Raw genomic sequence first — 22,101 nt, 5'->3', positions numbered from 1 at the left:
CCCGTCGGGACAACGTTGTCGCCACCGCTGCCTCCACCGCGTGCACAACTGCCGTCATCAGATACGGAGTAGTCGTACAGCGGGGAAACAGTGTTCGTACAGGGGGATTCGGCTACTGAGCCGACCGCACCGGGGTCCGGGACGGGCAGGTCGCGAACCGTCCCGTCTACGTCGTGATGGCGGTCACGGCCGAAGGGCACCAGGACATCCTGGGGATCTGGGCCGGTGACGGCGGCGAGGGCGCGACGTACTGGCTGAGCGTCTTCACGGACCTGAAGATCAGGGGCATCGATGATGTCCTGATACTGGTCTGCGACGGTCTGAAGGGCCTGCCCGAGGCCGTGGCGACCGTCTGGCCCCGAACAATTGCCCAGACCTGTGTCGTTCACCTGCCGAGGAACAGCTTCCGGCGCACGGCCCGCCAGGACTGGGACAAGATCACCAAGGCGCTCAAGCCCGTCTGCACGGCCCCGAACGAGGCAGCCGCGGCCGAGCGGCTCGGCGAGTTCCAGGAAGCCTGGGGCAAGAAGTACCCGGCGGGCATCCGGCTCCGGGGGAACGCCTGGGCCGAGTTCGTGCCCTTCCTCTCCTTCGACGTCGAGATCCGCGAGATGATCTGCTCGACCGACGCGATCGAGTCCGTCAACGCCCGCGTCCACAAGGCGGTCCGGGTCCGCGGACACTTCCCCGACGAAGCCGCGGCCCCCGCGTGCGTCTGCGTGGCGCCGATGAGCCTGGACCCCACCGGCAAGGGCCGCAAGCGGTGGACCATGCGCTGGAAGGCACCCCTGAACGCCTTCCGGATCGCCTTCGAAGGCCGGCTCACCCCGGCCGCCGACTGACCCCTGCAAAAAATGGATCAGCCGTCCACTGGACACACCCGACAGCAGGTGGCTTTCCTGAGCCTCGGCACCCGTGGTGAGGACCCCGGCTCGCTCATAGGCCGTCACTTTACGTAGTGGCTGCGTCCAAGAAATCGGAGAGGCCGGTCCAGGCGGGCATGGTGATCACTGGCGGGGCCGGACCGCTCACCTCGCCTGCGGCGTACCTTCGTGGTGCGATGGGAAGGGGCGTCGGAGGGAAAGAGCGATGATCCCACCAGTAGCGGAACGCAAGGGTGGCGCGGCCCCGGTATCAGTCCGCCCCCTGAGGGAGACGGACCTGGATCGGGCCGATGAGATCTGCAGGAGCGCTTTCGGGACCTTTCTGGGGGTCCCTGATCCTTTCGGGACCGTCGACTATGTCCGTACGCGCTGGGCGGCCGATCCACAGGCGGCATTCGCGGCGACGGTCGAGGGCGAAGTGGTCGGATCGAACTTCGCCACCAACTGGGGCAGCATCGGGTTTTTCGGACCGCTGACCGTACGCCCGGACCGGTGGGACCAGGGCATCGGCAGGCATCTGATGGAGCCGGTCATGCACTGTTTCGACGCCTGGGGGAACCGCCACCTCGGCCTGTTCACCTTCGCGCACAGCCCCAAGCACCTCGAGTTCTACCGCCGGTACGGCTTCTGGCCTCGTTTCCTCACAGCCATCATGAAGAAGCAGGTCACGGACGGTGCCGCAGTCCCGGGCCGGGTGTTCTACGGTGAACTGCCCGCTGCCGAGCGGCCTGACGCGCTGAGTCTGTGTCGCACACTGACCGGATCCGTGTACGAGGGCCTGGACCCGGAACGCGAGATCGTGGCCGCACACGCGCAGGGACTCGGTGACACCGTCCTGCTCCAGGGAGCTACCTCCGAACTGGATGGCCTGGCCATCTGCCACTACGGAGCCGGGTCGGAGGCCGGCTCGGACGTGTGCTTCGTCAAATTCGGTGCCGTACGCCCCGGTCCGGGAGCCGCCGACCGGTTTGAGCGACTGCTCGACGCGTGCGAGTGGCTGGCCTCCGAGCGCGGCCTGGGGCAACTGGACGCCGGCATGAACCTGGGCCGCCCGGATGCCTACCGGCGTATGACCGACCGCGGTTTCCGCACCTGGTTGCAAGGCGTGACCATGCACAGGCCCAACGAACCCGGATACAGCCACCCCGACGCGTATGTGATCGACGACTGGCGCTGAGACCACCGCCGCGCTCGGCTGGGCCAGGAGCCTTGCGTGTTTGCGGATCGGGTGGGATCGCCCGGTGATGGCCGGTCATGGCAGGCAGGTCCGGCGGCGGAGCGGTACCGGCGCACCGGCGGCGGAGCTCGGCCTTCCCCAGGGGCATGCCCCTCATGCGGCTCACGCTCGACACCGCCCGGGTGCCGCTGCCCGAGCACCGTGATCCGGTCCCGGGAGGCCGGACCCGGCGAGCGTCGCGCTGTTCCTGCCGGACATCCCGCCCGTGGTGTACGGGATCAAGGGCCCCGCCGACGGCGCCCTTCGCTGACGGCCCGCCGCGGCCGGTACGGTCAGCACCGGCGCCTCCGTACGACGGCCGGCCGCTCTCCTGCCGGACCCGCGGCTCCTCTGGGACCGCGCCTTCCTCAGCGTGCCGCTCGCCCCGCCGCTCGGGGTGACCGCCCTCGACGGCGTCGAGCACACCGTTCCGCCGTACCCGCAGGCCGTGGCCGGGCAGTCCCCGCTGGGAGCCGGGGCGTGGCCGCTTCCCGGCGCCGGGGCCCGGTCACCGGTTCCCGGCTCGCCCTCTCTTCGCCCGCCTGCCCCCGGCACCGTCCCGAAGCGCTGTGCATCAACCTCACCGCCCGCCCGATCGCCCGTCGCGACGCCCTCCGCGCGGCCGGGGCGGCGTGGAGAGGAGGCGGATTTCACCCGTTTGGCCCCCCGCTCGGGCGGCCGGCCGTCCGGTGGAACGCACCCGCCGGGCGGGTTCCCACACGTCATCGCCACGGAAACGGGACGAAAAGCCGAAACCTCGGTTTTTCCCCGGATGCGCCGGTTCGCGGTCACGCCGAGGCTGGGCGGTGTCGTTGCGGCGGACCCGACCGCCGCACGAGGAATGGCTTCCGCGGACCGCGCAGGACCATCGGCCGTGCCCGTCGCCTCCCGGACGGCGCCCGGTCACGTCCCGTGGGCGAGGCGAACGGAGAGAGCGATGCATGGACCGACCGACGGACGATCCGCCGGGGGCAGGATCCCGGACGCGCCGACGGGCCGCCTGGGTGCCGCCGTCGTGGGGCTGGGCGGGGCAGTCGCGACCACTGCCGTGGCGGGAGTGGAACTGCTCCGGCTCGGCATGTGCGGTCAGGACGGGCTCCCGCTGGCTTCACGCACGGACCTGGTGCCCTACGAGGAACTGGTGTTCGGCGGCTGGGACGTATCGGCCGACGACCTGGCCAAGGCCGCCCACCTGCACCGCGTTCTGGAACCGGCCCAGATCGAGGCCGCCGCTCCCCGGCTCCAGCGGATACGGCCGTGGCCGGCGGTTGCGGACCCCGCCTACTGCCGCGCGGTGACCGGCGCCCACGTCGTGGCGCTCGGCAGCCCGCGCGAGCGCGCGGGGCGCATCCGGGAGGACCTGCGGCGCTTCCGGGACGAACAGGGCTTGGACGAGGTGGTCGTGGTCAACCTCGCCTCGACCGAGCGCCTGCCCGACCCGGCGTCGCCCGCTCTCGCCTCACCCGAGGCGTTCGAGGAAGCACTGGACACGGGCCACGAGGCGATCACCCCTGCCATGCTCTACGCCTACGCGGCCCTGCGTGAGGGCATGGCATACCTCAACTTCACCCCCAGCTGCGGGGCCGACGTTCCGGCGCTGACACGTCTGGCCGAGCGGCAAGGGGTACCGATCGCCGGCAAGGACGGCAAGACCGGACAGACCATGCTCAAGACGGTGCTCGCCCCCGCCCTGCGCTCGCGGGCGCTGCGCGTGGAGGGCTGGTACTCCACCAACCTGCTGGGCAACCGCGACGGCCGGGCGCTCGAGGATCCCGACTCGCTGGCCAGCAAGACGGCCACCAAGGAGTCGGTGCTGGACGCGCTGCTCGGCTACCCGGTGGAGGACCACCGGGTGCGCATCGAGTTCTACCGGCCGCGCGGCGACGAGAAGGAGGCCTGGGACAACGTCGACCTCGTGGGCTTCCTCGGCCGCCGGATGCAGATGAAGATCGACTTCCTGTGCCGGGACTCCGTGCTGGCCGCTCCGCTGGTACTGGAACTGATCCGGCTGCTGGCCGAGGCGCGGCGCCGTGGGGAGCGCGGGGTGCAGGAGCAGTTCGGGTTCTTCTTCAAGGCTCCGATGACCGCCGACGGGAGCGTCCCGGAGCACGCCCTGCACCGGCAGGAGCAGGCGCTGCTGGACTGGCTGGACGGCGGGGGCCGAACGGGCGGGCGGTCGTGACACAGGCCGCTGCCCGTCCCGCGGGGCGGGACGGGCAGGTACCGCGCGAGTTGCTGCGGAAGGCCGTCCCGCTGCTGCGCGAGATCGGCGACCTCAAGCGGGTCCGGACGGCCGGCAGCGGCGGCCTCTCGACGGGCGAACGCGCTTTCTGCCGGTCGTGGGCCGGGCTGGTGGGCGGCGGGGACCCCGGCAGGATCGCCGTGCGCGCGTGCGCGGCAGCCGTGGCCGGGGCGCGTCTGGGGGGAATCGACGGCCCGGTGCTGCGGCGGTGCGGGCTGGCCGCCGACGAGGCGGTGGCCGTGCTGGAGCGCTCGGTCGCCCAGCACGCGGACCGGCTGGACCCGGTGACGTCCGGTCTGCTGCGCGAGGTGCTGCCGGAGCTGGTGGAGGAGCCGTGCGAGAACCCGGCCCCCGGGTTCGCGGTGGTGCTGTGCGCCCAGCCCCGGGCGGGCGCCACCCGCCCGGGGAGGCCGCGGCTGATGGTCGAGCCGCCCGAGAGCCACGGCGACCACTGCTGGGCGGTGGCGGTCTACGGAGCGCTGCTGGCCGGGGCGTTCGACGCGGCTCCGGGCGATGTCTTCCTGCTCGGTCTGGCCCACCACCTGCACAACGTCGTCCTGCCCGACGCGGGGTTCGCCGGGGAGGAACTGCTGGGCGAGCACCTGCCCGCTGTCCTCGCACGGTCGACGCGCCAGGCGCTCGCCGGCCTGCCCGCGGCCCTCGCGGCGCGCGTGGAGGCGTTGCTCGCTCTGCGTGAGGGGGCCGACTCCCCGGCCGCGCGGGCCTTCCACGCCGCCGACGTCCTCGACCGCGTGCTGCAGGTCCGCCACCACGCGCGGGCGGTCGCCTTCACCGCCGAGCAGGCCTTGGAGGACCTGGACCTGGTACACCCCTGCGCGGTGTCCGGCTTCCACCGGGCCGTCCTGGACGCGGCGGAGATCGCGTGAGCGGCGGGGCGGGCCGCGCGACGGCCGGAAGCGCGACGGCCGCGGCCGAGGACACCGCCCGGTCCGCCATCCGTCTGGTCAGCCCCGGCAACGGGGCCGCGCTGCGGCCCTGCGGGCCCGGACTGCTCTTCGACGGCGAACGGCGCTGGCCCGTCGTGGCGGGTATCCCCTGGCTGCGCACCGGCCGTGAGACGGTGCGCGAGCGGGCGGTGCGCCGGATGGAGGAGGGCGATGCGGACGGTGCCGCGCTCGTCCTGCTCACCGACTCCGACGACTGGTGGGAGGGTCCGGTCCCCTCCCCCGGCGCGTTGCGTGCCGCGCTGGGCGCGGCCACCCTGCGCGAGGCGGTGGCGCTGCTGGGCATGGGCAGGGTCGGGACGTACTTCCTGCACCGGTGGAGCGATCCGACCTGGCTGGCCGTGCTCGCCCTGACCGCCCGGCACTCCCCCGGCGGCCTGCCGGTGCTGGAACTGGCGTGCGGCGCCGGGCACCTGCTGCGGGAACTGCGGCTGCGCGGGCACCGGGACCTGACCGGGATCGACGTGGTCTTCGCCAAGCTGTGGCTGGCCCGGCGCTTCGTCGTCCCCCGGGCGCGGCTGGTGTGCGCCGATGTCACAGCGCCCTGGCCCCTGCTCCCCCCGGGCCGTCCCGCCCACGTGGTCTGCCACGACGCGCTGTACTTCCTGGCGCGCAAGGAGGAAGTGGTGCGCCGCGCACTGGCGTACGCCGACGGCGGCGGTGTCGTCCTGGGCCACTGCCACAACTCCCTGGTCCCCGGACCGGTCAGCGGTCTGCCGCTGGATCCCGCCGGATGGCGTGCGCTGCTGCCCGGAGCCGTCTGCTACGACGACGCCGACCTGACCCGCGCCCTGCTCGCGGGGGCCCCTCCCCGGCCGCGCACGGCGGGGCAACTGGCGGGCTGCGAGGCCATGGCCCTGGTCAGTGCCCCGCCTCCGCCGCCCGGGTACGGCCCCCGGTCCCCGGACCGGCCCGTCCCCGGACGGCCCCTGCGCCCCAACCCGCTCTACCGCGACGGCCTGCTGCACTGGCCGGGAGACCGCTGGCGGGACGAGTACGGGGCCGCCGCCCGTGCCTACCTGCCCGACCGGATCGACCTCTCCCCCGCCCTCCTCGCCGAAGCCCGGGCCGGACGGCTGACACCGGAGGTGACCGGTCTGGTCCGCCGCCGGGTGCTCCTGGACCTCCCGGAGCGCTGGTGAACGCCTCGGACGGGCGGGCCGCCCCCGCCACCGTGTGCCGATGGGCGGTCGCGGGATGCGGATGGGTGGCCCGGGACCACTTCCTGCCCGGGCTGCTGGCGGCGGCCGCCAGCCGGGCCGGCGGCGCGGTGCCCCGTCTGGTCGCCGTGACCGACGCCGACCCCGCGGCCGCCGCCCGGCTGGCCGCCCGGGTGCCCGGCGTCCGGACCGCCACCGACCTGCCCGCCCTGCTGGCCGTCCACCGGCCCGACGCGGTGTACGTCGCGACGCCCAACCACGTCCACCGTCCCGCGGTCACGGCGGCCGCCGCGGCGGGGGCCGCGGTGCTGTGCGAGAAACCGCTGGCCGCCGGCCTCGCCGACGCCGAGCGGCTGGTCGCCGCCTGCCACCGGGCCGGGGTACCGGCGGCGACCGCCTACGACCAGCGTTTCCACCCGGCCCACCGGGCCGCGCGGGAGGTGACGGCCTCCGGGGCGCTGGGCACGATCACCGCGGTGCGCATCACCTACTGCTGCTGGCTGCCGCCCGCCTGGTCACCGGACGGCCGCCCGCACGACAACTGGCGTGCCGATCCGGCGCGGGCGGGCGGCGGGGCCGTCCTGGACCTGGCGCCGCACGGACTGGACCTGGTGGGCGTCCTGCTCGGCGGGGACGACGTGACGGAGCTGACGGCGCTGGTGCAGCACCGGGTGCACCCCTACCCGGTCGACGACGGTGCCGTCCTGGCCGGCCGGACCGGCGGCGGGGTGCTGGTCTGCCTGCACGTCGCCTACAACACCCCGGACACGCTGCCCCGCCGCCGGCTGGAGGTCGTCGGCACCCTCGGGCAGCTGACCGCCGTCGACACCCTCGGCCAGGACGCCGGGGGCAGGCTGTGGCTCACCGACGCGCGCACCACGCGCCGCGTGCCCGTGCCGTTCGACACCGGTACGTCCCCCTTCGCCGTCCAGGTCCGGGAGTTCTCCGCGGCCGCGGTGAGCGCCGGCCGCCCGGCGGGGCGCGCATGGCCGTGGCCGCTGCACCGGGACCTGGCCCTGCACCGACTGCTGCTGGGGGCCCTGTCCCCCGCCCGCCCGGCACCGCCGCCACCGGTCCCGTCCACCGTCGAGGAAGGCCGACGATGACCCTGACGATGTACGCCTGCGCCCACTGCGGCCACTGGCAGCGGTGGTTCGCCACCCCGCCCGCCTGCCCGGTCTGCTGCGACGTGCGCAACGCGCTGCCCGAGGAGGGCTGGGACATTCCCGGCGAGAAGACGCTCGAGGCCCTTCTGACCGCGGACTGGTGCCGGCCCGTGCCGGGCGTCACCGGCTTCCGCACCCTGCCCTCCTTCGGCCTGGCCTCGACGGGCTGGCTGATCGAGGCCGAGGGCGGCAACGTCGCCTGGGAAGCCGCCCCCTACTACCCTCCCGAGGCGCTGGCCGAGATCGAACGGCTCGGCGGTGTCGCCCGGCTGGGCGCCAGTCACGTCCACGGTTACGGCGCGCTGTGGCAGCTCCAGCGCCGCTTCGCCCCACCGGTGGTGGCCGTCGGCGTACAGGACCTGGTGTGGACGAAGGCGTTCCAGGTCACGTGGCCGGTGGACGAGCGCCTCGAGCTGGCCCCCGGTCTGACCGTGCACCGCACCGGCGGGCACTTCCCCGGTCACTGCGTGCTGCACGACGAACGCCGCAAGATCCTGTTCTGCGGCGACGCCCTCAAGGTCGACCTGGACGGCACCGTGCCACGTGCCCTGTCCTGCCACAAGGCCTACCACGCCCGGATACCGCTCTCCCACGACGAGGTGCGCCGCTACCGGTCGGTGATCGGCGCGCTGGACTTCGAGGCGGTGGCCACCCCCTTCGAGTTCGCCGCCCCGGTCACCACCGCGGACGTCCTGCGCCTGTTCGACCACCAGCTGGCCGGCCGGCCCGGCACGGCCCCCCTCCCGCTGGGAACCGGCCGGTGAGCGCCGCCGAGGAGCACCCGGTGGTCAGGGCCTACCGCGCGGCGCTCGCCCCCGGCGAACAGCAGGACTTCGACATCAGCGCCGTCGACCGCACCGGGCTGCCGGTCGTGTCGGCGGACCACCTCGACGCGGCCGGCGTCCGCAAGAGCGCCTGCGGGTACGGGGCGGACCTCGCCCAGGCCCGTACCGGGGCCTATGGCGAACTCACCGAGGAGGTGCTGCTGGCACGGCACCTGGCCCGCACCGGATGCCGTCGTGCCTCGTACGCGGAACTGGTGCGCGAGCGCGGCCGGGACCGGGTGGCCGACCCGGTCGGTCTCGTGCTGCCGGCCGGCGCCGACTACACCCCCGAGCGCCCTCTGCGATGGGTGCCCGCGCGCCGGCACCGCACGGGTGAGGAGGTGCTGGTGCCCGTCGAGTTCGCCGCTTCCTGCGGTTCGGACCTGCCCGGCCGCCTCCCTCCCGACGGCCTGCTGACCACACCGGTCACCAACGGGCTGGGGGCCGGGGACACCCTGGAGCGGGCCCTGTCCCACGCGTTGCTGGAGATCCTCCAGCGCGACGGCAACGCCACCGCGCACCGGGCGATGGACGAGGGCGTGGTCATCGACCTGGACGAGGTGGGCGACCCGGTCACCCGCCGCGTCCTGGACCGGCTGCGGGAAACCGGCGTCGAGGTGCTGCCCAAGCTCGCCTCCACCCAGTTCGGCCTGGCCGACATCCACGTCGTCGGCACGGACACCGGCCCGGGGACGCGGGGGGACGCGGCGGCGCTGGCGCTCACCGCGTGCGGCGAGGCCGCCCACCCGGACCGCGAGGCGGCGTTGCGCAAGGCGCTCACGGAGTACGTCTCCTCCCGCGCGCGCAAGGTCTTCTTCCACGGCCCGCTGGAGACGGCCGCCCGCGTCGCCCCGCCGGGGTACCTCGAACGTGAACTGTCCTCGCCCCTGGCCGCGCAGGAACCCAGGGCGCTGTCGGCGATGAGGGCGTGGGCCGCCCTGGACGCCCCGCGGCTGCGGGAACTGCTGGAGCCCACCGTGCTGTCCCGGCGTTCCGGCGTGCCCTTCTCCTGCCTGCCGACCGTGCCCCCCGGCTCGCTGGACGACCCCGCCGCCCTCCTGGAGGACCTGCTGCGACGGCTGGAGGACTTCGACGTCCTGGTGATCGAGACGGGCGGGCCCGGGGCGTACGCGGTCAAGGTGCTCGTCCCCGGCATGGAGGTGGAGACGATGTCCTACGCCAGGATCGGTGAACGCGGCGTGCGCAGGCTGACGGAACGCGGGCACCCGCTGGCCGGGGTGGGGCCGCTCCCCCGCCCCGGGGCGAGACCGGTGCACCTGACGCCCGAAGCCCGCGAACGGCTGGGCGGCCCGGCCTGGTTCGACGTCGACGCCGCGCGGCAGACGGTGGGGGCGCTGTACCCGCTCTACCGCGAGCCCGACCGCCACGCGCTGGCCCGCACCGCCGCGGGAGCGACCCGATGACCCCCCGCGCCGGCGGGCTGCGCTACGCCTACAACACCAACGGCATGACCTCGCACCGGCTGCACGACGCGCTGGCCCTGCTCGCCGACACCGGCTACGACGGGGTCGCGCTCACCGTGGACGTGGGCCACCACGACCCCTTCGCCCCGGACCTGGCCTCCCGCACGGCGGCGCTGGCCCGCCGCCTGGACCGGCTGGGCCTGGGCAGCACCGTGGAGACCGGGGCGCGCTTCCTGCTGGACCCCCGGCACAAGCACGAGCCGACCCTGATCACCCCCGATCCGGCCGGCCGGGCCCGCCGCCTGGCGTTCCTGCGCCTGTGCGTGGACATCGCCGCCGACCTGGGCAGTGAGGCGGTCTCGTTCTGGGCGGGCGTCCCCGCGGCGGGCACGGACACCTCCCTGGACGGGACGGCCTGGGGCCATCTGACGGAAGGGGTACGCGCCGTCACGGCGTACGCGGCCGAACGGGGCGTGACGGCGGCCTTCGAACCCGAGCCGGGCATGCTCGTCGAGGACTGCGCCGGCTGGTCCCATCTGGCCGCCCTCGTCCCCGGCCTGCGCCTGGCCCTGGACACCGGACACTGCCTGGTCGCCGGTGACCTGTCGCCGCATCAGGCGGTGGCGCGGCACGCCGGGGACCTCGGCGCGGTCGCCGTGGAGGACATGCCGTACGGCCGGCACGAGCACCGCGCCCCGGGCGAGGGCGACATGGACCTGCCCGCCGTCCTGGGCGCGCTGCGCGCCGTGCGGTACGGCGGACTCGTGAGCCTGGAGCTGTCCCGGGACGCGCACCGCGCCGACACCTTGGTGCGCTCCGCGCTGGAGGCGCTGCGCGACGCCGAGCGCGCCGCAGCCGGCAGGGCCCCGGAGAGCCACGTCCCGTACGGCGTCAGCGCCCCCTGAGGAGTGCGATGAGGATCTGTTTCGTCTCACGGCGCTACTGGCCTGCCGTGTCGGGCATGAGCACCTACGCGGAGAACCTGCTGCGGGCCCTTGTCACGGCGGGTCACGAGGTCACCCTGGTGTCCCAGTACCGAGGCGACCGCCAGGGCCGCGCCGTCTACGGCGGCGGCCCTCCCCCGCCCGAACGGGTCCCCGACGGCGTGCGTCTGGTGGCGCTGGAGTCCTTGGGCGAACAGGCCGTGGGCGACGGACTGCCCGCGGACTTCGAGGCCGACATCGCCGCGCTGCGCGACGCGATCGCCGACGTGCACGCCCGGGAACCACTGGACGTGCTGCACGCCCAGTACGGCTACCCTCCGGGCCTGGCCGTACTGGAGGCCTCCGACCGGCTCGAGGTCCCGGCCGTGGTCTCCGTCCAGGGCGGCGACGGTCACTGGGTCGGCACGTGCTGCGGCACCCACCGCACGGCGATCCGCCGAGTGCTGCGGGACGCACCGGCCCTGCTGATCGGCTCCTCCTCCTTCGGAGCCGAGGTCGCCGCCCGCCACCAGGTGCCGGCCGAACGCTTCACCGTGATTCCCGGAGCCACCGACACCGGCCTCTTCCACCCCGTGCCCCGACGACGACCCGGATCCCTCGGTGATCCGCCGGTGCTGCTCTACCACGGCCGGATCGACGTCCGCAAAGGCGTCCTCGACCTGCTGGAGGCGGTAGGGCTTCTGCGTGCCGGGGGAAGGCGGTTGCGGCTGCTGGTCTCCGGTACGGGCCCCGACCTGGACCGGCTGATCCGCCGGGCACGGCGGCACGATCTGGCCGACACCGTGGAGGTGCTCGGTCCCACCGGCTACCACGACGCCCCCGCCGTCTACCGCAGGGGCGACGTCTTCGTCAGCCCCACCTGGGGCGAAGGGTTCTCCAACACCATCCTGGAAGCGATGGCGAGCGGACTTCCGGTGGTGGCCACCGAGGTGGTCGGCGTGGTGGACTGCGTACGCGACGGTGTCAACGGGCTCCTGGCGCCCCCGCGTGATCCCGGCGCCCTGGCCAAGGCCGTCGACCGGATGCTCGACGACGCGCCGCTGCGCCACCGCCTCGCCCGTACGGCGCTGCGGCAGGTGCTGACCCAGTGGTCGTGGCCGGTGGCCGCCGCGCGGATCTGCGCCGTGTACGAGGAGGTGTGCGCCGCCGGCCCGGGGAGGACGACGCCCGCGAAGCCCCCGGCCGACGGATCCGCGGAACCCCCCGTGGACCTGTCCTGCCGGTTCCGCCGCGAGCCCCACCTGCTGTGACCGCGCACGTGTCCGCCGCCGGCACCGCCGTCGCCGTCAGCCCGCACCTGGACGACGCGGTCTTCTCCGCCGGAGGCCTCCTGGCGCTGCTGTCCCGAACGGGCTGGCGGGTACGGGTCGTCACCTGCTTCACCGCGTCGGTCGACGACCCCTGCCCCTTCGCGCTGTCCACCCAACTCGACAAGGGACTGCCCGCCGAGGTGGACTACATGGCCCTGCGCCGTACCGAGGACAGGGCCGCCCAGCGGAGACTGGGCACGCTCGTCCCGGTCCACCTCCCGCTGCCCGAGGCACCGCACCGGGGATACGGCAGTGCGCCGGAGCTTTTCACACCTCCCCGTCCCGACGACGTGGCCGAGACGGAGCTGCAGCGGTTGCTCCGCCCCCACCTGGCGCCGGCGGACCTCGTCCTCGCCCCCCAGGCGATCGGCGGCCACGTCGACCACCTGCTCACCGCCCGCGCGACGGCCGCCGTCGCACCGCCCGCGCGCACCGGCTGGTGGCGCGACGTGCCCTACGTCGCCCGCGCGGCCGTGTCCGACACCGGGGCCCGGTTTGGCACGCTCAAGGGGGTGGATGAGGTGACGGTCGGCATCGACGCTGTTCTGGCCGACAAGATCGCCGCGGCACAGTGTTACACGACCCAGTTGGGCTTCCAGTTCGGCGGTCCCCGGGAAACCGCCGAGGTCCTGTCCTCCGTGGCCCGTTCCGAGGCCCTCCGCGGCGGGACGCCGTACACCCACGGCGAGTCGCTGAGAGCCGGACGCACGGCCCGCCGGTTACTGGAGAAAACCGCCGGTCCGGGGCACACCCGCCAGGGCGGACATGCCCGCGGCGAGCCGGGAACCCGCTGAGCGGGCGGTTCGGCCGGGCGGGGATCACTCCCTCCTGCGCGGCCTTCTCCCCTTCCTGCGTTTCCTGCCGCGGGCCCTCCGCCCGGGCGGCCCACGAGGCGTCCCTCGCCGACGTCGGCTCCGGCAAGGCCGTCGGCGTCGTCCAGGTCACCACCAGCATCCCGCAGGCGCAGAAGGAGGCCGGCGACGCGGAGCCGGGCATGTTCGCCCCGCCGGCGTCGGACGACGCGGACACCACCCGCATCCCGGGCGCCGTCTCCGCCGCCTACGGCCTGAACACCGCGAGCAAGAACGCTGCCGCGGGCAAGAAGTCCATCGAGTGCCTGGCCTCGCAGGACGGCCAGAAGACCTACGCCGAGGAGGCCGCTGACACCGCCGGTTGCCCCCGTCGGTCCTGACGGGGGCAACGCCCTCTCGGAGCGACGGCGAGGAACCCGGCGTTCGCGAGTGCCGCGATCACCCGGGTCGCGAACAGGGCCGGGAAGCCGGAGGTGGCAGCGCCCGCCGTGCGGGCTGCCAGGAACACGAGGACGAACACGAGCGGGCTCGGCCGTCCGGGTCAGTGGCGGGCAAGTGCTGCCATGAGCGGGGCACCGACGATCATTTCGATCGCGTATGCCGAGGTGAGCGTGCCCGCTGTCCCGACGGTGACGTCGAGCCCTGGGGCGATGTCCGGCAGGAGGCCGGCAAGCATGAATTCCGAGGTGCCCATGGCGAAGATTGCCAGGGCAAGCAGGTACAGCGGGAAAGGCGTCGAGTGGGTTCCGAGGTGAGGAGGGGCACGAGCAGGTCATCCCGTCACCGCGGTCAGCACCCGGGGGCGCACGTCGTCCGACCGCGGAACGTGGCGCGACGACAGGACTGCGAGCTCAGTGGCTCAGGGGGCTGGCGGCGTGACCGAAAGCCCCCGCCCTGTCTGGCTCAGGACTCGACATGGCCCGCACGTCACCCGACCGAAGTCCGCCGAGACACCCTGGTTCCACCGGCGTTGACGGGTGCCGCCGACGTCATGTCCCGCGGCACCTGGACCAGGCGGCGGCGCCAGTCCAAGGGTGTGACGGTGATGGCCCGGCCGGGGTCGTGGTCCCATTCGGCGTGCAGGCCGACTGCTTCGAGGGCGGCCACGACCTCGTGGCCGATGGCCGCAGTGGTCCCGGGCGAGCCGTCGAAGCCGCCGTAGAGGAGCGTCAGTCCGCGGCCGGCCGCCGCGGAGTCCGTGCACTGGGTGTGGAAGCAGACGAAGCCGCGGGCGCCGGGCTCCCCTTCGCCACCGATCTCGGACTGGCCACAACCGCGGCAGCAGGTGAAGTGCTCGCGGGCTGTGACACCTGCGTCCCGCAGGGCGGCGAAGGCGCGGGTCAGCCGCTCAGGGTCCGTTTCGCCGTGCCACGTGGCCTGTTCCGCGACCCGTTCCAGCCACAGCCGGTCGGCCAGTGTCTGCGCCTGCTCGCGCGAGACGGGCCGACGGTCATGGGTGGCCAGGTACTCCTCGGCGAATTCGGCCAGTTCGGCGCGGGAGGTGTAGCCGCCCACCAGCACCTCGCGCATGCGCTTCTCCAACTCCTCGCGTTCGTCTTCGCCGAGGTCGAGTGGCGGTACTTCGCGGGCGGGGCCCATGTCCAGCAGCGACCACTGCGGACCACCGTCCCATCCGGCCTCCTGGCGTGCCCAGCCGACGATCGCCGTGACCACGCCCTCGGGCCCGTCGACCATCGCCTGGAACTGCCGGTCAGCAGCGCCGTCGCGGTACTCCAGCGTGTAGTCGCCACCGGTCTCGTGCCACACCTGGGCGAAGACGTCGGGCAGGTCGGGTATCCGCTGGATCACCAAGAACCGGTCATCGTCACCACCGATCCGCCGGACCAGCCCCGCCAGTTCCCCGGCGGACACGCGGACGTGCCGCTCCCGGTTCTCCGTCTCCACCACGATCTCAAGCATGCGTGGACTCTGACACGCCCCTCCGACTGCGGACCTCCCAGGGCCCGCGGATGGCGTCCCGCCGAGTGGTGTAGCCGATCAAACTGACGGAATCCCCAGGTCGCGGCCCAAATCGCCCTCGCCGGAGGCCCCGTTGAGGCTCGCTGGGCCGGGACCAGCGGTTAACGCACGACGGCCGGCTACGGCACGTACCGGACGGCTCCGAAGCGGAAGCGACGGACCGTGATCGGCTACACCACGACCGGGAACACGACCGGCCCGCGGTGCGACTGCTGCTGTGACAGCTCGGTCCGTCCCGGTACCGGACAACCCTGGGTCAGGGTCTGGTGGTGTCCTGCCGGGTGGTGCGGTCGATCAAGGCGCTGGAGGCCACGGACCGGGGACGGCTCGCTTCGGCGGAGCGTCTCGTGGGCCGGCGCGTCCGCAAAGACCCGTGCGGGACCTCGTACCGGAACGCGTTCCCCCTGCGCCCCCCGCACCGCGAGCCGGAACCGCTCTGGCCACCGCGCCCCCGGTCGGTCACGAAGTACTCGGTGCTCGTCGGCCGACCCGCAGGGCTTCCGACGGCTTCGAGGCAGCTCAGCAGCCACCTCCCGGACACAACACCCGTCAGGAAAAACGTGAACACTTCCCGCCCTGTCGTCCTTCCTTCGCTCATTTGAGCTACCTCCTGGCATTCACTGCCCATCTGCTCACGTCCTGCGGCGGTGGGTACATGGCGCCGCAGCGACCAGGGGACGGTCCCGAGGTGGCGTCCCGCCGGCCGGTGTGTCCGGCCAAGGAGTTGGAATCCGCAGGCCGCCCGTGAGGACGACGCGGCGGATGCGGTCCACCGGGGCGTTTTCGACCGGGTCGTCGATCTCGATCGGTTCGCCGAGCCGTCCGCCGTCGATCACCTGGCTGAGCCTTGGCACGTACCGTTCGGAGGACCGCGCCCCGGCTGTGGCGGCCCGCGTCCATCGGCCGTGGCGGTCGAGTACTTTCTCCGGGAGGTCCGTCCGGGCGGCCGGCGACTCCGGCAGTCCGGGTGACAGGCCGAGGAGGTCGAGCACCTCGTCTGCCGTGGTGAGTCGCTCGACCGGTTCCTCCGGTCTTTCGCGCCCCGGACCGGGGACGACCGCCGCGCTCGTGCGGGCCGCGCAGGAGGGGCGCTGCGGCTCGCGGCCGGTCAGCAGCCGGTCCACGGTGGTGCCGCCGACCCGTTCGCGGTACGGCACCCCCGCGCGGGCCGTCGGACTTCGGGTGTCAGCCGCTCAGCCGACCGTGCTTCACAGCCCCCACGAAGGAAGCCCAGGCGGGAGTCGGGAACACGAGCACCGGTCCGCGCGGGGCCTTGCTGTCGCGTACCGGTATGAGGGGGGCGAGGTCGCCGGAGACCTCCACGCACGCGCCACCGTCCGGATTGCTGTAACTGCTCTTGCGCCAGGTCACGTGGGTCAGGTCGGAACGTCGCACGGCATTTCCTCCAAGATGCGCAGGATGAACTCTCGTGACTCGCCAGGGGGCAGGGCCATGTCGCGTACGACATCGTAGGCACGTAGCAAGCGCTCGACCTTCGTGCTTTCCTCGACCAGTTCCCCCAGTGCGCATTCTCGGTGTACGCGACAGGACGTCCGTCCGTGAGGCGCAGGAACCACACGTCCGTACCGACCAGGCCGTGCACACCCGCACTCTGCGGCAGCACTTGAACCGTGACGGTGTCCCGCTCCGCCACGTCGACGACATGCTCCAACTGTCCCCGCCACTCCCCCGTCTCCCTCAACGGCGTCCTCAGCACCGCCTCCGACAGGATCGTCCGGAACGGCGGCGCGTCCTCCCCCTCCAACAACTCCCGTCGGCCCGTCCTCGTCTCGACCTGCTGCTCGAGCTCCTTCCCCTTGAGCCCACCCGCCGACAGCACCTCCCGCGCGTACCCCGGCGTCTGCAACAACCCCGGCAGCACGCTCACCGCGAAGTGCCACAGGCTCACCGCCTTCGCCTCCAGCGCCATGTACCGCCGGTACCGCTCACGGAACTGCGTGTGGTCCCCGGCGGCCAGCTCCCACAGCGCCAGCAGCAACCCCGGAGTCCCGTAGAACGTGTCGAGGGCCTGCACCACCTCCGGGCTGCCCAGTGTCTCCCCCTTCTCCATCTTGCCGAAGAGGGACCAGTCCCAGCCCAGCCGCTCCCCGAGCTGCCGCAGACTCAGCCCGCTCTTGGCCCGCAGGGCCCTCAGCTCCTCCGCGAAACGCTGACGCGGTTCCTGACTGCGGCCGGTGACGGCGCGACGCTTCGACATGTGGCTGGCTCCTTCCGAGACGGCACACGAACGATGTGGGAGGCGTGGAACGAGTCCTGGGCCACGGCGAACCAGCCCCCGGCCCACGCCGTCACCGCCCGCGTCCGGGCGCATTCTCGTGACACCCGGACTACGCGGCGTAATTCGCCCGGTGCGGCCGGGTGACGGATTCAGTACGACCGGACAGACAGGGACACCGATGAGCGCGTCCGCGAAAATCCGGGAAGCCCTCGACGCGAAAGACGCCCTCGCCTCCGCCCTCAGCCGCGCCGGCCTCCAGCTCCCCGCGATGGAGATCCGCACTCCCTGGGCCGACGACCGCGCGGGGCGGGCCCGCTACGCGCTCGTCCACCTCGGGGTCTGCTCCGCCCCCGTCGCGCACCTGCTCGCGGACGTGATCCTCAAGGGGGTCGACGCATGACCGGGGAGGAACCGCTCGGCCCCGGAGACCCCGTCCACGACACCGCCCGCGACCGCGTCGGCCACGTCATGGGCCACGAAGGCCCGTACCTCCAGGTCCGCCCCCTCGCCGGCGGCCCCGAATGGGACGCCGACCCGCGCCACCTCCGACGCCTGACCCGGGACGAACTGCTGAGCGCCCGGCTCGCCGAGACCAACACCCGCAGCCGCGACCACACCAAGTGAGCGATGTGTACGCGGAGGGGGCCGAAGCCCGTGCGCCCGGCTTCGGCCCCCTCCGTGACTCCGTCCCACCGTGTCAGTCCTCGCGGACCGCCATCTCCCCCAGCGGCGACCAGTCGTCCTGCGCCACCTTCGCGTTGACGATCCTGGGCGTCGCGGCCAGGTGCGGCGGCAGGGTCCGCTGCGCCGCCTTGAAGTGGGCCGAGTTGACGTGGGCCGCGCCGGCCTCGTCGTCCCGGAAGGCCTCCACCAGGACGTACTCCGTCGGGTCCGCGACGCTGCGGGACCAGTCGAACCACAGGCAGCCCGGTTCGGCGCGGGTGGCCCGGGTGAAGTCGTCCACCACCTCGGGCCATCGGTCGGCGTGCTCGGGCAGGACACGGAACTTCGCGGTGATGAAGATCAAGGGGTCACTTTCTTCGTCGTGGACGTCATGGATGTCACTGACGTCACGGGTGTCGTGGACGTCATCGGCGTCATCGGCGTCATGCGGACGTCACGGAGTGAGGATCGCCCGGCCCCGGACCCGGCCCTTGCCGAGGTCGTCCAGGGCGTCCTGGAAGCGGTCCAGGGGGTACTTGACCGTGTGCAGGCGCACCCGGCCCTGCGCCGCGAGGACCATCAGCTCGCACAGGTCGTTGTAGGAGCCGACGAGGTTGCCGATGAAGTTGATCTCGGCGGAGATGATGTCGATGGTGGGGACGTCGATGTTCTCGCCGTAGCCGACCACGTGGTAGTCGCCGGCCTGGCGCAGCATGCCGACGCCGTCCTTGGTGGCGCCGCCCTCGCCGACGAAGTCGATGACCGCCTCCGCCCCCTTCCCGCCGGTCAGTTCGCGCACCCGGTCCACCTGTCCGCCGTCGGCGACGACCCCGTGGTCGGCGCCGATGGAGACGGCCAGGGACACCGCGTCGGCGTTGCGGTCGACGACGACGATCTCGGCGGCCGTGAGGGCCTTGAGCACCTGGACGCCGATGTGTCCGAGGCCGCCCGCGCCGATCACGACGCAGCGGTCGCCGGGCCGCAGTTTCCGGGCCGCCTTGGCCGCGGCGTGGTACGCCGTCAGGCCCGCGTCGGCGAGCGCTGCGACGTCGGCCGGTTCGAGGGAGTCGTCGATCCGTACGACACTGCGCGCGGAGGTCTTCAGGTACTCGGCGTAGCCGCCGGCCGTGTCGATGCCGGGGAAGAGGTTGTTCTCGCAGTGCACGTCGTCACCGGCCCGGCACGCCCGGCACAGCCCGCAGGTGATCAGCGGGTGGACGATGACCTTGTCGCCCTCACGGACGTTGGTGACGGCACTGCCGACCGCGTGGACCCAGCCGGCGTTCTCGTGCCCGATCGTGTAGGGCAGCGTCACCCCGGACTTCTCGGCCCACTGCCCCTCCAGGATGTGGATGTCGGTGCGGCACACCCCGGCCCCGCCGATCTTGACGATCACGTCGTACGGGCCGGTGACCTCGGGGGCCGGGACCTCGGCCATTTCGAGGTCCTTGCCGTAGCCGACGACCTGTACTGCCTTCACGAGACGTTCTCCTTCGGCGGTGCGGTGAGGTGGAAGAGTTCCTCCGCGCGCGGGGTCTGGTCGGCCGCGGACTGCGGGTACCGGGTGCGCAGCAGGCCCCGGCAGAAGTGCGCGTTGCCGTCGATCGACACCCGGACCGAGCGGGCGAAGCGCAGGCGGAGCGGGATCTCGCCCGGCGGGTGGCGCCGGCCCTCCTCGTCCACCAGGACCGGGTCGGTCGGTGCCGTGCCGAGGCCCAGGGCCTCGCGTCGCCGCAGCAGTGCGCCGGACGCCGGTACGTCGGGGAGGTCGCCCACGACCACGTCGTAGAGGTCCTCCTCGGTGAGGTCCGGGTCGGCGCGGAGCATCAGAGTCAGCACCCGCTCCATCGCCGCGGCGTGCGCCTTGCGGCGGAACGTCAGCCGGAGCGCTTCGAGGTCCTTCTCCGCCTCCGCCCCGAAGGTGCCCCGGTAACCGGCGTCCGCGGCCAGCCCCCGGTTGATGAGGTCCGAGTCGTGGTGGTCGTCGAGCAGCACCACGACCTCCCGGGTCCACGGCAGCGCCGTCAGCGCGTCCTTGGCGTCGGAGGCCATCAGGTACGCGAAGTTGGGCGAGCAGAAGGAGGTGGGGAGCCTGAGGTGGACGGTGAGCCTGCCGCCGGGGGCCGTCGTCACGGAGCGTACGAAGCCGAGGTCGGTGATCGGCTCGTCCAGCTCCGGGTCGTAGACCGTGTCCAGCGCCGCGCGGACGGACTCCTCCCGCGCGGCGGCGGTACGGGCGGGCATCTCAGGCCACCGCCGGTTCGGCGAGGCCGACGCCCAGCCCGGCCGGGACCTCGATGCCGTACATGGCGGCCGCGTTCAGCCCGAGGATCTTCTTCTTCTGGGCCACCGTGAGCGGCGGGTACTCGTCCTGCATGTCCTCGGGGATCTGGAAGTCCACGAAGCGCTCGATCAGCCAGCGCGGCGTCCACAGCGCGTAGTCGCTGGAGAACTGGATGCGGTCCTCGTCCAGCCAGTACAGCAGCTCGCCGATGATCTGCGCGAAGTAGCGCGGGCGGGTGTGGATGAAGGGGATGGCCACCGCGAGGCCGGCGTGCACGTTGGGCTCCTGCGTGGCGATCCAGCAGAAGTCCTCCAGGCGGGGCAGCCCGCAGTGCTCGACGACGAAGTTCAGCTCCGTGTAGTCGCTCGCCACCGAGTCGACGTCGGCGACGTCGAAGGCGTCGCGGTCCAGCGGGCGGATGGTCGGGCCCTTGTGGATGTGGATGTTCTTGATGCCCAGTTCGATCGCCGCCTCCAGGTAGCGGCGCGACCAGGGGTCGTCGAGCTTGTAGCCGCGCGAGTCGCCCTTCCACTCGGCCGTGTACAGCTTCACGCCCTTGAGCTGGAACCGCTCGGCGTCCCGCCGCAGTTGGTCGAGCCCCTTCTGCTCGTAGCGCGGGTCCCACGAGTGGTTGTACGTCAGCTTGTCCGGGTGCTTGCTCGCGAGCGCGAACGCCTCCTCGGTCTGCCCGAAGCCGTTGCGGTAGAAGGCGCCGAGGCGGGCCGGCTGGAAGACGGCGTGGTCCACGTACCCGTCGGTGAAGAGGTCCTTCATCAGGCGTTCCCCGCCCTGGTAGAGGAACTCCTCGTACGGCCAGTGCTCGGACTCGGGGCCGAGGTTGCGGTGGTAGTCGTAGAAGCAGTCGATGAACTGCTTGCCGTGGATGTTGCGCTGGTTCTCGGGGCGCGCGTCCCACAGGGCGATGTGCGCGTCCACGATGAAGTAGTTCTCGCCGTCCTTGGAATACATCTCTCTCCTCAGTTCGCGATGAGTGGAATGACGTCAGAGCGCGTCAGGAGAACTGGATGCCGCCGTCGATCATGACGGACTGGCCGGTCATGTAGTCCGAGTCCGGCGAGGCCAGGTACGAGACGAAGGACGCGACGTCCGCGGGTTCCTCGACCCGGCCGAGCGCGATCGCCTCCGCGTGCTTCTTGATGGCCTGGCCCTTCTGGATGCCGGCCTCCTCGGCCAGCCGCTCGTCGATCAGGTCCCACATGTCGGTGCCGACGATCCCAGGGCAGTACGCGTTGACGGTGATGCCGTAGCGCGCCCACTCCATGGCGGCGGCCTGGGTCAGTCCGCGTACGCCCCACTTGGACGCCGAGTAGGCGCCGAGCAGCGCGAACGGGCGGTACGCGACGATCGAGGCGGCACCGATGATCTTTCCGCCGCCGCCCTGGGCGATCATCTGCCGGGCGGCGGCCTGGTAGGAGAGGAAGACGCCGCGCAGGTTCACGGCCATGATCTGCTCGAACTCGTCGAGGTCGGTGTCCAGCAGCGGGGTGACCCGGGCGATGCCGGCGTTGGCCACGTAGACGTCGACCCTGCCGAAGCGGTCCGCCACCTCGGCGACGAGCGCGTCGGTCTGCTCCTTGCTGGTCACGTCGGCGTGCACGGCGAGGGCCCGGCGGCCCGTCTTCTCGATGCCGGCCGCCACCTCGGCCAACTCCTCGCCCATGACCGGGAGATCGGCGACGGCCACGTCCAGCCCGTCCGCGGCCAGTCGCTCCGCGATGCCGCGGCCGATGCCGCGGGCGGCACCGGTGACGATGGCGGTACGGGCTGCGTTGCTGGAGGAAGAAGTCATCGTGCTGCTCCTGTGCTCGACGTTGAGCGGCCGCACCTTCGTGCGGCGCTGTCCATCAGCGTGGGGGCGGGAAGCGGCGTCGAGTTTTTCAATGTGGAACACACCCCGGCCCACCCGTGGTCAGGGCACGGCGAACGTGCCGGAAAGTCATGGCGAATCACCCGTTGACAGGTGCAAA

Annotated in this window: 21 protein-coding genes and 3 pseudogenes; 14 read left to right on the top strand and 10 right to left on the bottom strand. The window is 72.7% G+C overall.

From position 1 onward, the window contains the following. Positions 1 to 134 precede the first annotated feature (134 nt). From ACY1JF_RS22180 to ACY1JF_RS22125, 12 genes and pseudogenes are all read left to right on the top strand, one after another. Positions 135 to 842 (top strand): annotated as a pseudogene (locus tag ACY1JF_RS22180) (IS256 family transposase); the annotation flags it as partial. 247 nt (positions 843 to 1,089) lie between these two features. Further along, positions 1,090 to 2,061 (top strand): GNAT family N-acetyltransferase, encoded by a 972-nt coding sequence (locus tag ACY1JF_RS22175; RefSeq protein ID WP_462706943.1) that lies wholly within the window; start codon positions 1,090 to 1,092, stop codon positions 2,059 to 2,061. A 976-nt stretch (positions 2,062 to 3,037) separates the two neighbouring features. Then, complete coding sequence (locus ACY1JF_RS22170; protein ID WP_462706942.1) at positions 3,038 to 4,282, top strand: inositol-3-phosphate synthase; 1,245 nt, start codon at positions 3,038 to 3,040, stop codon at positions 4,280 to 4,282. Further along, on the top strand, positions 4,279 to 5,229 hold the full coding sequence (locus ACY1JF_RS22165; RefSeq protein ID WP_462706941.1) for a hypothetical protein: 951 nt from the start codon (positions 4,279 to 4,281) through the stop codon (positions 5,227 to 5,229). The genes ACY1JF_RS22170 and ACY1JF_RS22165 overlap by 4 nt, the downstream gene beginning before the upstream one ends. Then, on the top strand, positions 5,226 to 6,449 hold the full coding sequence (locus ACY1JF_RS22160) for a class I SAM-dependent methyltransferase (protein WP_462706940.1): 1,224 nt from the start codon (positions 5,226 to 5,228) through the stop codon (positions 6,447 to 6,449). The genes ACY1JF_RS22165 and ACY1JF_RS22160 overlap by 4 nt, the downstream gene beginning before the upstream one ends. After that, entirely contained in the window at positions 6,446 to 7,573 is a 1,128-nt protein-coding gene (locus ACY1JF_RS22155; protein ID WP_462706939.1) for a Gfo/Idh/MocA family protein, read from the top strand. Before ACY1JF_RS22160 ends, ACY1JF_RS22155 begins: the two co-directional genes overlap by 4 nt. Then, a complete protein-coding gene (locus tag ACY1JF_RS22150) occupies positions 7,570 to 8,397 on the top strand; it encodes an MBL fold metallo-hydrolase (protein WP_462706938.1) in 828 nt (275 codons plus the stop codon). Before ACY1JF_RS22155 ends, ACY1JF_RS22150 begins: the two co-directional genes overlap by 4 nt. Further along, positions 8,394 to 9,881: a YcaO-like family protein gene (locus ACY1JF_RS22145; RefSeq protein WP_462706937.1), complete on the top strand. Its 1,488-nt coding sequence runs from the start codon at positions 8,394 to 8,396 to the stop codon at positions 9,879 to 9,881. Before ACY1JF_RS22150 ends, ACY1JF_RS22145 begins: the two co-directional genes overlap by 4 nt. Next, positions 9,878 to 10,786 (top strand): sugar phosphate isomerase/epimerase family protein, encoded by a 909-nt coding sequence (locus ACY1JF_RS22140; RefSeq protein ID WP_462706936.1) that lies wholly within the window; start codon positions 9,878 to 9,880, stop codon positions 10,784 to 10,786. Before ACY1JF_RS22145 ends, ACY1JF_RS22140 begins: the two co-directional genes overlap by 4 nt. A 56-nt stretch (positions 10,787 to 10,842) precedes the next feature. Next, positions 10,843 to 12,075, top strand: coding sequence for a glycosyltransferase family 4 protein (locus ACY1JF_RS22135; RefSeq protein ID WP_462706935.1), 1,233 nt, complete (start codon positions 10,843 to 10,845; stop codon positions 12,073 to 12,075). Continuing rightward, positions 12,072 to 12,929, top strand: coding sequence for a PIG-L deacetylase family protein (locus ACY1JF_RS22130; RefSeq protein WP_462706934.1), 858 nt, complete (start codon positions 12,072 to 12,074; stop codon positions 12,927 to 12,929). The genes ACY1JF_RS22135 and ACY1JF_RS22130 overlap by 4 nt, the downstream gene beginning before the upstream one ends. A 200-nt stretch (positions 12,930 to 13,129) precedes the next feature. Continuing rightward, complete coding sequence (locus ACY1JF_RS22125) at positions 13,130 to 13,327, top strand: hypothetical protein (RefSeq protein WP_462706933.1); 198 nt, start codon at positions 13,130 to 13,132, stop codon at positions 13,325 to 13,327. Positions 13,328 to 13,347: 20 nt separating this feature from the next. Here ACY1JF_RS22125 and ACY1JF_RS22120 read toward each other — a convergent pair. From ACY1JF_RS22120 to ACY1JF_RS22100, 5 genes and pseudogenes are all read right to left on the bottom strand, one after another. Next, a pseudogene (locus tag ACY1JF_RS22120) lies at positions 13,348 to 13,641 on the bottom strand (Cmx/CmrA family chloramphenicol efflux MFS transporter); the annotation flags it as partial. 233 nt (positions 13,642 to 13,874) lie between these two features. Next, positions 13,875 to 14,867 (bottom strand): DUF6891 domain-containing protein, encoded by a 993-nt coding sequence (locus ACY1JF_RS22115; RefSeq protein WP_462706932.1) that lies wholly within the window; start codon positions 14,865 to 14,867, stop codon positions 13,875 to 13,877. Between the two features lie 692 nt (positions 14,868 to 15,559). Next, the gene (locus ACY1JF_RS22110; protein WP_462706931.1) at positions 15,560 to 16,084 is read right to left on the bottom strand and encodes a hypothetical protein; all 525 of its coding nucleotides are present in this window, start codon (positions 16,082 to 16,084) and stop codon (positions 15,560 to 15,562) included. A gap of 28 nt (positions 16,085 to 16,112) precedes the next feature. After that, the gene (locus ACY1JF_RS22105; RefSeq protein ID WP_462706930.1) at positions 16,113 to 16,322 is read right to left on the bottom strand and encodes a DUF397 domain-containing protein; all 210 of its coding nucleotides are present in this window, start codon (positions 16,320 to 16,322) and stop codon (positions 16,113 to 16,115) included. Continuing rightward, positions 16,304 to 17,145 (bottom strand): annotated as a pseudogene (locus ACY1JF_RS22100) (helix-turn-helix domain-containing protein). The gene ACY1JF_RS22105 and the pseudogene ACY1JF_RS22100 overlap by 19 nt, the downstream one beginning before the upstream one ends. A 199-nt stretch (positions 17,146 to 17,344) precedes the next feature. On the opposite strand from ACY1JF_RS22100, the gene ACY1JF_RS22095 reads away from it, so the two are divergent. Both ACY1JF_RS22095 and ACY1JF_RS22090 read left to right on the top strand, forming a co-directional pair. Further along, the gene (locus ACY1JF_RS22095; protein ID WP_462706929.1) at positions 17,345 to 17,566 is read left to right on the top strand and encodes a hypothetical protein; all 222 of its coding nucleotides are present in this window, start codon (positions 17,345 to 17,347) and stop codon (positions 17,564 to 17,566) included. Continuing rightward, entirely contained in the window at positions 17,563 to 17,790 is a 228-nt protein-coding gene (locus tag ACY1JF_RS22090) for a hypothetical protein (RefSeq protein WP_462706928.1), read from the top strand. Before ACY1JF_RS22095 ends, ACY1JF_RS22090 begins: the two co-directional genes overlap by 4 nt. A 73-nt stretch (positions 17,791 to 17,863) precedes the next feature. Here the strand turns inward: ACY1JF_RS22090 and ACY1JF_RS22085 are convergent, their stop codons facing one another. The 5 genes from ACY1JF_RS22085 to ACY1JF_RS22065 all read right to left on the bottom strand — a co-directional run bounded on the left by ACY1JF_RS22085 (position 17,864) and on the right by ACY1JF_RS22065 (position 21,923). Next, complete coding sequence (locus ACY1JF_RS22085) at positions 17,864 to 18,193, bottom strand: putative quinol monooxygenase (RefSeq protein ID WP_462706927.1); 330 nt, start codon at positions 18,191 to 18,193, stop codon at positions 17,864 to 17,866. A 90-nt stretch (positions 18,194 to 18,283) separates the two neighbouring features. Then, entirely contained in the window at positions 18,284 to 19,309 is a 1,026-nt protein-coding gene (locus ACY1JF_RS22080) for an NAD(P)-dependent alcohol dehydrogenase (RefSeq protein ID WP_462706926.1), read from the bottom strand. Then, the gene (locus ACY1JF_RS22075; protein ID WP_462706925.1) at positions 19,306 to 20,073 is read right to left on the bottom strand and encodes a metal-sulfur cluster assembly factor; all 768 of its coding nucleotides are present in this window, start codon (positions 20,071 to 20,073) and stop codon (positions 19,306 to 19,308) included. The genes ACY1JF_RS22080 and ACY1JF_RS22075 overlap by 4 nt, the downstream gene beginning before the upstream one ends. 1 nt (position 20,074) lies before the next feature. Continuing rightward, on the bottom strand, positions 20,075 to 21,082 hold the full coding sequence (locus ACY1JF_RS22070) for an amidohydrolase family protein (RefSeq protein WP_462706924.1): 1,008 nt from the start codon (positions 21,080 to 21,082) through the stop codon (positions 20,075 to 20,077). Between the two features lie 43 nt (positions 21,083 to 21,125). Then, positions 21,126 to 21,923 (bottom strand): acetoin reductase, encoded by a 798-nt coding sequence (locus ACY1JF_RS22065; protein ID WP_462706923.1) that lies wholly within the window; start codon positions 21,921 to 21,923, stop codon positions 21,126 to 21,128. Positions 21,924 to 22,101: the final 178 nt, after the last annotated feature.

The organism is Streptomyces sp. SYSU D01066-1 (assembly GCF_054956795.1).
Note: the sequence above shows the minus strand (reverse complement) of the source record. Positions and strands in the feature narration are given on the sequence as shown.